At 67.3% G+C, this 10026-nt stretch carries 11 protein-coding genes; 8 read left to right on the top strand and 3 right to left on the bottom strand.

Annotated features, from left to right (window positions below):
- Nucleotides 1-1626, bottom strand: a 1626-nt coding sequence (locus tag ACFE7U_RS11370) for an FAD-binding dehydrogenase (RefSeq protein ID WP_375409837.1), incomplete at its 3' end; no start/stop codon positions are given.
- 45 nt (nucleotides 1627-1671) lie between these two features.
- Between ACFE7U_RS11370 and ACFE7U_RS11365 the strand changes: the two genes are divergently transcribed.
- On the top strand, nucleotides 1672-2283 hold the full coding sequence (locus ACFE7U_RS11365) for a TetR/AcrR family transcriptional regulator (protein ID WP_375409836.1): 612 nt from the start codon (nucleotides 1672-1674) through the stop codon (nucleotides 2281-2283).
- Between the two features lie 2 nt (nucleotides 2284-2285).
- On the opposite strand, the gene ACFE7U_RS11360 is transcribed toward ACFE7U_RS11365, so the two are convergent.
- Nucleotides 2286-2744 (bottom strand): PaaI family thioesterase, encoded by a 459-nt coding sequence (locus tag ACFE7U_RS11360; protein ID WP_375409835.1) that lies wholly within the window; start codon nucleotides 2742-2744, stop codon nucleotides 2286-2288.
- Nucleotides 2745-2789: 45 nt separating this feature from the next.
- Here ACFE7U_RS11360 and ACFE7U_RS11355 point away from each other — a divergent pair, with 45 nt between their 5' ends.
- From ACFE7U_RS11355 to ACFE7U_RS11325, 7 genes are all read left to right on the top strand, one after another.
- The gene (locus tag ACFE7U_RS11355) at nucleotides 2790-3341 is read left to right on the top strand and encodes a CoA-binding protein (RefSeq protein ID WP_375409834.1); all 552 of its coding nucleotides are present in this window, start codon (nucleotides 2790-2792) and stop codon (nucleotides 3339-3341) included.
- Between the two features lie 518 nt (nucleotides 3342-3859).
- Entirely contained in the window at nucleotides 3860-4312 is a 453-nt protein-coding gene (locus tag ACFE7U_RS11350) for a BLUF domain-containing protein (RefSeq protein WP_375409833.1), read from the top strand.
- A 61-nt stretch (nucleotides 4313-4373) separates the two neighbouring features.
- The gene (locus tag ACFE7U_RS11345) at nucleotides 4374-5171 is read left to right on the top strand and encodes an EAL domain-containing protein (RefSeq protein WP_375409832.1); all 798 of its coding nucleotides are present in this window, start codon (nucleotides 4374-4376) and stop codon (nucleotides 5169-5171) included.
- A 55-nt stretch (nucleotides 5172-5226) separates the two neighbouring features.
- Nucleotides 5227-6897, top strand: coding sequence for an EAL domain-containing protein (locus ACFE7U_RS11340; protein WP_375409831.1), 1671 nt, complete (start codon nucleotides 5227-5229; stop codon nucleotides 6895-6897).
- Entirely contained in the window at nucleotides 6894-7334 is a 441-nt protein-coding gene (locus ACFE7U_RS11335; protein WP_375409830.1) for a BLUF domain-containing protein, read from the top strand. Before ACFE7U_RS11340 ends, ACFE7U_RS11335 begins: the two co-directional genes overlap by 4 nt.
- Nucleotides 7335-7673: 339 nt before the next feature.
- A complete protein-coding gene (locus tag ACFE7U_RS11330; RefSeq protein WP_375409829.1) occupies nucleotides 7674-8846 on the top strand; it encodes a zinc-dependent alcohol dehydrogenase in 1173 nt (390 codons plus the stop codon).
- Between the two features lie 152 nt (nucleotides 8847-8998).
- The gene (locus ACFE7U_RS11325; protein WP_375409828.1) at nucleotides 8999-9538 is read left to right on the top strand and encodes a cyclase dehydrase; all 540 of its coding nucleotides are present in this window, start codon (nucleotides 8999-9001) and stop codon (nucleotides 9536-9538) included.
- A 6-nt stretch (nucleotides 9539-9544) separates the two neighbouring features.
- Here the strand turns inward: ACFE7U_RS11325 and ACFE7U_RS11320 are convergent.
- On the bottom strand, nucleotides 9545-10026 hold a 482-nt coding region (locus ACFE7U_RS11320; RefSeq protein ID WP_375409827.1), incomplete at its 5' end, for an MFS transporter.

The following is a 10026-nucleotide window of genomic DNA, read 5'->3' as shown; positions in this document are numbered from 1 at the left end:
CCGCCCCGAGAACAGGCACCCGCCCAGGAACGTCCCTTCCAGCGAGCGGTAGCCGTGCATGCCACCGCCGCCGAAGCCGGCCGCCTCCCCCACCGCGTAGAGCCCGTCGATGAGGTCGCCGTCCTGCCCGAAGACGCGCGCGCCGAGATCGGTGTTAAGCCCGCCCAGCGTCTTGCGGGTGAGAATGTTCATGCGCACGGCGATGAGCGGTCCGTGGCGTGGGTCGAGGATGGCGTGGGGCTTGGCCGTTCGCACCAGCCGGTCGCCGAGGTAGCGCCGGGCGTTGTGCAGACCCACCACCTGCGCGTCCTTGGCGTAGGGGTTGGCCATCTGCCGGTCGCGCGCCTCGATCTGCGCGCGGATGTGATCGGCGTCGAGGAGATCGTTGCCGGCGAGCGCGTTCATGCCGGCGACGAGGCTGTCGAGGTCGCCCCGCACCACGAAATCCGCGCCCCGTTCCTTGAAGGCTTCCACCGGCGCGGTGGCGCGGCGACCGACAGCGCGACGCGCGGTCAACCGCCAGTTCTTGCCGGTGAGATCGGGATTCTGCTCGGAGCCCGACAGGGCGAACTCCTTGCGGATGATGCTCTGGTCGAGGACGAACCAAGAATAGTCGTAGCCCGTGGCCGCGATATGGGCGAGCTGGCCGAGCGCGTCCGTCCCCGGATAGAGGGCCGGCGGCAGCCGGTGGCCGATGGCGTTGAACCAGAGCGAGGACGGCCCCGGCAGCACGCGGATGCCGTGGTCGGGCCAGATCGGGTCCCAATTCCGCAACCCCTCGACGTAGTGCCACATCCGGTCCGGGTTGATCAGCCGGGCCCCGGCGGCTTGCGCGATCGCGATCATGCGCCCGTCGACATGGGCGGGCACGCCGGAGACCATGGAGCGCAGCGGGGTCCCGAGCCGCGCCGGCCAGTTCCGGCGCACGAGGTCGTGGTTGCCGCCGATGCCGCCCGAGGCGACGATCACGGCATCGGCGTGGAGCGCGAAGGCGCCGGTCTCGACGCGAGAGGTCATCGCTCCCCTGACGGCGTCGCTCGCCTCGAGGATCGCGCCGCGCACCCCAATCACCCGGCCGGCGCTCGTTTCCAGTGCGTCGACCCGGTGGCGGAAGCGGAAGCTCAGAAGACCGAGCGCTTCCGCCTCGCGCGCCCTCGCGACGAAGGGGGCCAGCACGCCCGGCCCCGTGCCCCAGGTGATGTGGAAGCGCGGCACCGAGTTGCCGTGGCCGGTCGCGGATGGCCCGCCGCGCTCGGCCCAGCCGACCACGGGAAAGAAGCGCAGGCCGAGAGCGTGCAGCCAGGCCCGCTTCTCGCCAGCCGCGAACGCGAGATAAGCCTCGGCCCAGGCCCTGGGCCAATGGTCCTCGACGCGGTCGAACCCCGCCGAGCCCATCCAGTCCTGGCGGGCGAGATCGAGGGAATCGTGCACGCCCAGGCGTCTTTGCTCGGGGGAATCGATCAGGAACAACCCGCCCAGCGACCAGAAGGCCTGGCCGCCCAGGTTCTGCTCCGGTTCCTGATCGACGACGACGACCCGCTTGCCGGCTTGCGTGAGTTCGGTGGCTGCCACCAGCCCGGCGAGGCCGGCCCCGACCACGATTGCATCCGCATCGCGTGGTGCCATCCCCGAACCCTTCGCCGCCGCAGCCCGACCATGTTACTATCACGCATGACAATATCTGAGAAGACCGGGACGCGCCTCCGGCGCAGCCCCGATGCGGTCCGGGACGCTGCGGTGGCGTGCGCCCGGCGCCTGCTCCTCGCGCACGGACCCGAGGCGCTGACACTGCCCATGGTCGCCCGCGACCTCGGCATGACGCACGGCAACCTGACCCACCATTTCGGCTCGATCGGCGCCCTGCACCGGGCGCTGATCGCCGCCATGGCGCAGGAGGTGGCGGGGGCCGTGGAGGCGGCGGCTCCGGGATTCCGCAGGGGCACGGTGCCGGCCGGGGCCGTGGTGGAGGCGGTGTTCCGTGCCTTCGACGAGGACGGCGCCGGGCGCCTCGTGGCTTGGCTCGCGGCCACCGGGCGGATGGAGGGGCTGGAGCCGCTCTTTGCGGCGGTGTCGCGCTCGGTCGCCGCCCTGCGGGCGGATGAGCCGACGGGCGCCGACCCGGAGACGGAAGGCGCCGGGATCATCGCCGCCGCGCTGCTGACGAGTGCGCTCGGGGCGGCGCTGATCGGCGCCCCGCTCCAGAGGGCGGCCGGGCTGGCGCCGGGCACCCTGGCGGGGCTCGCCGCCGACGCGATCGAGCGGTTGCGGGCGACGCCGCCGTAGGTCTACCGGATCGGCGTCACGGTTCCGGCCGCCTCCGGCGGGATCGAGTATGTCCCGGTGGCGTGGCAGACGAGGTCTTCCGACTGAGCCTCGGTGATCAGCACCTCCCCCACCGCGAGCCGGCGCCCGAGCTTGAACAGGCGGGCATCGGCGACCAGCCCCTTCGTTCCCGGTTTGCGCAGGAAATTGAAGCTCAGGTTCGTCGTCACGGCGAGCCCGATCGGGCCGATATTGGCAAGGATCGCGGCATAGAGCGCGAGGTCGGCCAGCGCCATCATGGCCGGGCCGGACACTGTGCCGCCGGGGCGCAGGAAGCGGTCGTGATGGTCCATCCGCATGGTGGCGCAGAGGGGGCCGACGGCTTCGAGATGGTAGGAGCGCCCGCCGTGGTGCATCTGCGGGAATTCCCGCTCCAGGAAGGCGATGGTCTCGGCAAGCGACATGAGGGGGGGCATGCTCATGCATCGTCTTGCAGCACGCGACGCGATGCCCGACAAGTCGGATCCATGAGCCATCCCACCCTAAGTCTCGACCATCGCCAGATCGCCTATCCCGACGCGCTGATCCGGGAGCTGCTCATGCGGACCCGCACGATCGCGCTGGTCGGTGCCTCGTCCAACTCCGCCCGGCCGAGCTGGATCGTGCTGAAATACCTGCTCAGCCGCGGCTACGACGTGATCCCCGTCAATCCGGGGCTGGCCGGGCAGATGCTGCTCGGCAAGCCGGTCGTGTCACGCCTCGCCGAGCTGCCCGGCCCGGTCGACATGGTCGAGATCTTTCGGAGCTCCGACGCGGCCGGGGGCCTCGTCGACGAGGCCCTTGCGCTGCCGGTTCTGCCGAGGGTGATCTGGATGCAGCTCGGCGTGCGCGACGACGCGGCTGCCGCCCGCGCCCAGGCCAGGGGCGTCACCGTGGTGATGAACCGCTGCCCCAAGATCGAGTATGGCCGGCTATCCGGCGAGATCGGGTGGAGCGGGGTGAACTCGCGGATCATCAGCGCGAGGAAACCGGTGCTCGGTGGCAAGGGCGTGCAGCGGCTGACGATCGAGCGCAGGTGACGGCCGCCGAGGCCCCGGAGTCCCGCCATCGGGACGCCGTGGCCCGGTTCGATCGGCGGAGACGTCCGAACGACTGAATTCTTCGGCCTTCGCGCGATACGGCGCAAGCGCGTCCGCACGACCCGAATGCCGCCCCGAGACATTGCTCACGAGCGGCACGTCGACCGTGCATCGAGCCTCGGCCGCTTCATGACGATGAGGACCTGAAATCGTCATTCGCGCGCAGTTCAACGTAGGGGCGCGGCCCGGTGACAGAAAAACTCTAGCTGTCCATCATCGATTTCTTGTAATATCATATGTTATGTTCGTCATGGGCATGAAAATACAGCCCATGAAAAAGAAGCCGCAACGAATACAGAGGGATTTACTAAACGTTAGGAGTTCAAGTCGTAGAACTAGCTGGTCGGCGCTTCATTTTAGTGATCGAAGACATACGTAAAGTATAAATCTCGATCGTAAGCGTTACGGCGATCGAAACTTGTTCCGATAACAATGTCTCTTAAACGTAGAGTTCCGTCGTGATCCATCAGCTTGTCTACTTCAGTCGGAACACTGTTCCCGGTGACGACAGAGTCATGTTGACGAACTTGCGTGAGATCCTCTCCGTAGCGCAACGGAACAACGTCCGAGACGGCATCACCGGCTTCCTGATCTTCGATAAGACGTGGTTCGTCCAGATCCTCGAAGGCGAGCGCATCAAGGTCACCGAGACCTACACCCGGATCGCCCGCGATACGCGGCACAGCGGGGCATCGATCATGAATGCCCGCGACGTGACCGACCGCTCCTTCCCGGACTGGTCGATGGGCGGCGCCATGCGCTCGGTCGAGGTGCAGGAGATCTATCTGCAGCACGGCATCGGCAGCAGCATGGACCCGAGCAAGCTCAACAGCACGAAAGTCCTGCAGCTCGCCCTGGACCTTCAGGCATTCGACACCGCCAAGCGCCATGGCCAGCGCCGGGCCGGCTGAGCGGCGTCATACCAACGGTTCAATCGCCCCCTGGGTGCCTTCACGAGCGGGAGCATCAGAGATGAAGAACGCCGATCAATGTCGCGCCTGTCGTAACGGCGAAGGCTTCGACATCCCCTTCACGATGGCCTTCCAGCCGATCGTCGACCTCTCCGCGGGCAACATCTGGGGCTACGAAGCCCTGGTGCGCGGCCCGGAAGGCGAATCCGCCGCCTCGATCCTCTCGCAGGTGACCGAGGCGACCCTCTACAAGTTCGATCAAGCCTGCCGCGTGCGCGCGATCGAGATGGCCGGACAGCTCTTCCAGGACGACCGGACGCGGCTGTCGATTAATTTCATGCCCAATGCGGTGTATGAGCCGGCCGCGTGCATCCGCGCCTCGCTCGACGCTGCCCGGCGCGTCGGATTCCGGCGCGAGCAACTCATGTTCGAGTTCACCGAGAACGAGCGCTGCACCGATCCGGGCCATCTCAACCGGATCGTCACCGAGTATCGCCGACAGGGCTTCATGACGGCACTCGACGATTTCGGCGCCGGCTACGCGAATATGGGCCTGCTCGCCAACTTCCAGCCTGATCTCATCAAGATCGACATGCTCCTCATCCGGAACATCGATACCGATCCGGTCCGGCAGGCCATCGTCGCCAGCATCATCAACCTGGCGCGGACGCTGGGGATCCGCGTCATCGTCGAGGGCGTCGAGACCGAGGCGGAATTGATCGTCCTGCGAGCGGCCGGCGCCACGCTGGCGCAGGGCTATTTCTTCGCCAAACCCCAGATCGCGGCCCTGCCGTCGGTGTCCGGGTTCGCTTCGGGTCCGGCCGCGACATGGTCTTCGGATCGTCTCAGAGCCGGTTGAACGGCGACGGGCCATGGCGGCCCTCATATGGCGTGCTCTCGAGGGTCCTGAACGAATGACGGCCGCAGCTTTCTCCTTCCCCGACATCGGCATCGTCGAACCGCGATCGGCGGCCCTGCCCGAGATGGCGACGGCCGTCATGGTCCTCAACGAGATGCGCGAGGTCGAGTTCGCCAACGACAGCGCCCGTGCGCTCTTCGACGGCGTCGAGGTGACGGGCTGCACCCTGCCGGGTCTTTTGACGATCTGCGACGTCAAGGGAGGCATTGATTTCCTCGAGACCGTCGGGGACGTCCCGGTTCTGACCCAGGGACGCCTCTCCCTCTGCGACGGGCGGTTCGTCGATGCGATCCTCAAGCCGCTATCGACGGGCGGCTACGTCCTCACTTTCGACGACGTCACGGCCTATATGCGGGACGCCGAGCTCGCCCAGAAGGACGCCCTGACCGGGCTGCAGAACCGGGCGAGCCTCCACGAGCGCCTTCAGGAGATGCTCGCGCGGGCGAAACGAACCGGATCGGCGGTCGCCGTCATCTGCCTCGACCTCGACCGCTTCAAGGCGGTCAACGACACGCTGGGCCATCCGGTCGGCGATGCCCTGCTGCGCAAGGTGTCCGAGCGCCTGATCAGCGCGGTGCGGGAAGGCGACGTCGTGGCACGCCTCGGGGGAGACGAGTTCGCGATCCTGCAAGCCGATACGGCCCAGCCGCAGGCGGCCCAGACGCTGGCGACGCGTCTCGTGGACCTCATCGGTCGTACCTACGTGGTCGACGGCCACATGCTCAACATCGGCACCAGCGTCGGCGTGGCGCTCTCGCCCTCGGACGCGTCCGAGCCGGATGAATTGATGAAGCGGGCGGATCTCGCCCTCTATCGCGCCAAGGCCGACGGGCGGGGAACGTTCCGGTTCTTCGAGGCCAGCATGGACGCCCGGATGAAGGAACGGCGCAGCCTCGAACTCGATCTGCGCCAGGCCCTGGCGATGAAGGAGTTCACGCTGGCGTATCAGCCGCAATACGACCTCGGGTCGAACACCGTCGTGGGTTTCGAGGCCCTGCTGCGCTGGGAGCATCCCGTGCGCGGCACCGTCTCGCCCGCCGAGTTCATTCCCCTCACCGAGGATATCGGCATCATCACGCCGATCGGGGAATGGGTCCTGCGAACGGCCTGCCGCGAGGCGGCGGGATGGGCAAGACCGGTCTCCATCGCGGTGAACCTGTCCCCGGTGCAGTTCCGGAGCGCCAAGCTCGTCGAGACGATCCTGTCGGCGCTCACCCGATCGGGATTGGATCCGAGCCGCCTCGAGCTCGAGATCACCGAAGGTTCGCTGCTGGCCAATACCGAAGAGGTTCTCGCCACCCTCAACAGGTTGCGGGCGCTCGGCATCCGCATCTCGATGGACGATTTCGGAACCGGTTACTCGTCGATCAGCTACCTGCAGAAGTTTCCCTTCGACAAGATCAAGATCGACCGGGCTTTCGTCAGCGGGCTCGGAGAGGATGCCGATTGCACCGCGATCGTGCGGGCCGTCGCGAGCCTCGGTGCGAGCCTCGGCATCAAGACGACCGCCGAAGGCGTGGAGACGCCCGAGCAACTGGCCGCGATCCGGGCCGAGGGTTGCAGCGAGACCCAGGGCTTCCTGACCGGACGCCCGATGACGGGCGCGGCCGCCGCCGCCCTCCTCATGGACACCATCGGCTCATCACCCATCGGAGATGAACAGTGAGCGAGACCCTGCACCGCCTCGTCTATTACAGCCGCAACAAGATGGAAGGTTCCCCGGACTTCGTGCTGCGGGAGGTGCGCGGCATCCTCGACATCAGCCGTATCAACAACGGCCGGGTCGGGGTCACGGGGGCGCTGCTCTTCAACTCCGGCTGCTTCGCCCAGGTGCTGGAGGGAAGCCAGGAGGCCGTGGAGGCGACCTTCGAGCGCATCCAGCGCGATGAGCGCCACGGCGACGTGTCGCTGCTGAGCTTCGGCGCTGTCCCTGAGCGCAGCTTCACGAACTGGTCGATGGCGTTCGTCGGCGCGTCGGCCTTCGATGCGGAGCGGTTCGGCGGAATCGCGGGAGAAAGCGGTTTCGACCCCTCCCGCCTGACCGGCGACCGCGTCAACGCGATGCTCTACAATCTCACGTTAGAGGAAGAAGAGGTCTGCTGAGTCAGGCTATGAGACGCCCCGTCCGCATGGATCGGGCATGGCGGGCGCCGCCGCGGCGCCCAGCTAGGCGCGGACCTCGCCCGGCCGCCCCATCGTGCCGGCGCTTCGAAAGCGCTGCTACTCCCGTTCGTCCGCCATTCCGACGGGGACAGCCGCAAGTAGACGGCTAGGATCGCCTTCGCGTTATCCGGGTGCGAGGCATCGCCGCGGAACGACGCGGCGCGGAACGCCTCACCATTATCGCCTGAGAACAATTGACCATTCGGTGAAACATGAACCGCCCTGGCCGGTTTCTCACCCATAGGCGCCAACCAACGGCGCACCGGGGAGAAGACCACCATGAGAGCTCTCGTCTGGCACGGCGCGCAGGACATCCGCTGCGATACGGTCCCGGATCCCGAGATCGAGCAGGACCGCGACGTCATCATCAAGGTCACGGCCTGTGCCATCTGCGGCTCCGACCTTCACCTCTACGACCACTTCATGCCCGGCATGGAGAAGGGCGACATCATGGGCCACGAGACCATGGGCGAGGTCATCGAGGTCGGCAAAGGCATCAACGGCGCGCTGAAGAAGGGCGACCGCATCGTTGTGCCCTTCACGATCATCTGCGGCGAGTGCGACCAGTGCAAGCGCGGCTTCTTCTCGGTCTGCGAGCGCTCGAACCGCAACAAGGCGATGGCGTCCAAGGTGTTCGGCAGCACCACCGCAGGGCTGTTCGGCTACACCCACCTGACCGGCGGCTATGCGGGGGGGCAAGCCGAGTACCTGCGCGTTCCTTATGCCGACGCGACTCATATCAAGGTGCCCGACAGCCTCACCGACGAGCAGGTGCTGTTCCTGTCCGACATCTTCCCCACCGGCTGGCAGGCCGCGGTCCAGTGCGACATCGAGCCGACCGACACCGTGGCGATCTGGGGTGCCGGCCCGGTCGGGCAGATGGCGATCCGCTCGGCGATCCTGCTCGGCGCCAAACAGGTCATCTGCATCGACAACGTGCCCGAGCGCCTGGAGATGGCGCGTGCCGGCGGCGCCTCGACCATCAACTTCTCCGACGAGAGCGTGATCGAGCGTCTCAACCAGATGACGTCGGGCAAGGGGCCGGAGAAGTGCATCGACTCGGTGGGCATGGAGGCCCACGCCACGGCGACGATCGACTCCATGTACGACCGCGCGAAGCAGGCGGTGATGCTGGAGAGCGACCGGCCGCACGTCCTGCGCGAGATGGCCTATGTCTGCCGGGGTGCCGGCACCCTCTCGATTCCGGGCGTCTATGGCGGGCTCGTCGACAAGTTCCCGATGGGCATGATCATGAACAAGGGCCTGACCATCCGCACCGGCCAGACCCACGTGAACCGCTGGACCGATGATCTCGTGCGCCGGATCGAGGAGGGCCAGATCGATCCCTCCTTCGTCATCACCCACCGCGTCGGGTTGGAGCAGGGTCCGGAGATGTACAAGACGTTCCGCGACAAGAAGGACGGCTGCATCAAGGTGGTCATCAAGCCGTAGGGGCGTGTCTCTCCTCCCCCTTGTGGGGAGGAGTTGGAGGTCGGGGTGGCTGGGTGACCCTGTGTCGAGGCCAGCGGAACCACCCCCAGCCCCTGCCCCCTCCCCACAAGGGGGGATTTCCGTCGAGCGTTTACTGACTAAGGACTCATCCCATGCGCTACGAAGGCCCAAGTTCCCCCCGCCGCGGCCATCCCGACACCGCAACCGATACCCTCGCCCGCGGGCTCGGGTGGTTCTCGATCGGCCTCGGCCTCGCCGAAATCCTGGCCGGCGGCGCGATCGCCCGCGCTCTCGGGATGCGCGACCAGGACGGCTTGATTCGCGCCTACGGCGTGCGCGAGGTCGCCACGGGCGTCGGCATCCTCACTTCCGAGGACCCGACGCCGTGGATCTGGGGCCGGATCGCCGGCGATGCCCTCGATCTCGCGACCCTTGCCGCCAGCTACGAGGGCAACCGGGAAAAGGACAACCTCCTCATCGCGGCCGCTGCCGTGGCCGGCGTCACGGTGCTGGACGCAATCTGCGCCGACCGGTTGACCCGGTCGACGCCCCACCCCCTGCCCCATATCGGCAATTATCGGAGGCGCACCGGCTACCCGCAGGGCATGCGGCAGTCACGCGGCGTCGCCAAGAACGTCGAGGGCAGCGAAGGGATGCTGACGCCCGCCGCCCTCAAGCCCTGGGCGGCGTGAGGGCGGTCAGATCTCGCCGCGTCCCGTCTCCTGCATCAGCGACACCGCCGCGAAGCTGATCGCGGCGGCGACGGCCAGATACAGCCCGACCCAGCCGATGCCGCCCCATTCCGCCAGCCGCTGCGCGAGATAGGGGGCGGCGGAGGCGCCGAGGATGCCGGCGAGGTTGTAGCTCACCGAGGCGCCAGTGTAGCGCACCCGCGTCGGAAACAGTTCCGGCAGCAACGCGCCCATCGGACCGAACAACCATCCCATCGCGAACAATCCGAGGCACAGGAAGGCGAGCACCGTCGCGCCCTCACCGCTCCCCAGCATCGGTCCGAGCAGCAGCCCGAGCCCGGCGGTGAAGGCGAGGCCCGAGAGCAGAACCGGCCGTCGGCCGAAGGTGTCGGCCGCCCAGCCCGAGATCGGGATCGCCAGCGCCATGAAGACCACGGCGATGCATTCGAACAGCAGGAAGGTCGGGCGCGAGAAGCCGAGCGTCGTGG

The organism is uncultured Methylobacterium sp., from assembly GCF_964251405.1.
Classification (GTDB): Bacteria; Pseudomonadota; Alphaproteobacteria; order Rhizobiales; family Beijerinckiaceae; genus Methylobacterium.
Note: the sequence above shows the minus strand (reverse complement) of the source record. Positions and strands in the feature narration are given on the sequence as shown.

Excerpts from the sequence above, each read along its gene's own strand:
- ACFE7U_RS11360 (WP_375409835.1), bottom strand. The coding sequence starts at position 2,744 with ATGAGCATGCCCCCCCTCATGTCGCTTGCCGAGACCATCGCCTTCCTG.
- ACFE7U_RS11330 (WP_375409829.1), top strand. The coding sequence starts at position 7,674 with ATGAGAGCTCTCGTCTGGCACGGCGCGCAGGACATCCGCTGCGATACG.
- ACFE7U_RS11365 (WP_375409836.1), top strand. The coding sequence starts at position 1,672 with ATGACAATATCTGAGAAGACCGGGACGCGCCTCCGGCGCAGCCCCGAT.
- ACFE7U_RS11325 (WP_375409828.1), top strand. The coding sequence starts at position 8,999 with ATGCGCTACGAAGGCCCAAGTTCCCCCCGCCGCGGCCATCCCGACACC.
- ACFE7U_RS11355 (WP_375409834.1), top strand. The coding sequence starts at position 2,790 with ATGAGCCATCCCACCCTAAGTCTCGACCATCGCCAGATCGCCTATCCC.
- ACFE7U_RS11345 (WP_375409832.1), top strand. The coding sequence starts at position 4,374 with ATGAAGAACGCCGATCAATGTCGCGCCTGTCGTAACGGCGAAGGCTTC.
- ACFE7U_RS11340 (WP_375409831.1), top strand. The coding sequence starts at position 5,227 with ATGACGGCCGCAGCTTTCTCCTTCCCCGACATCGGCATCGTCGAACCG.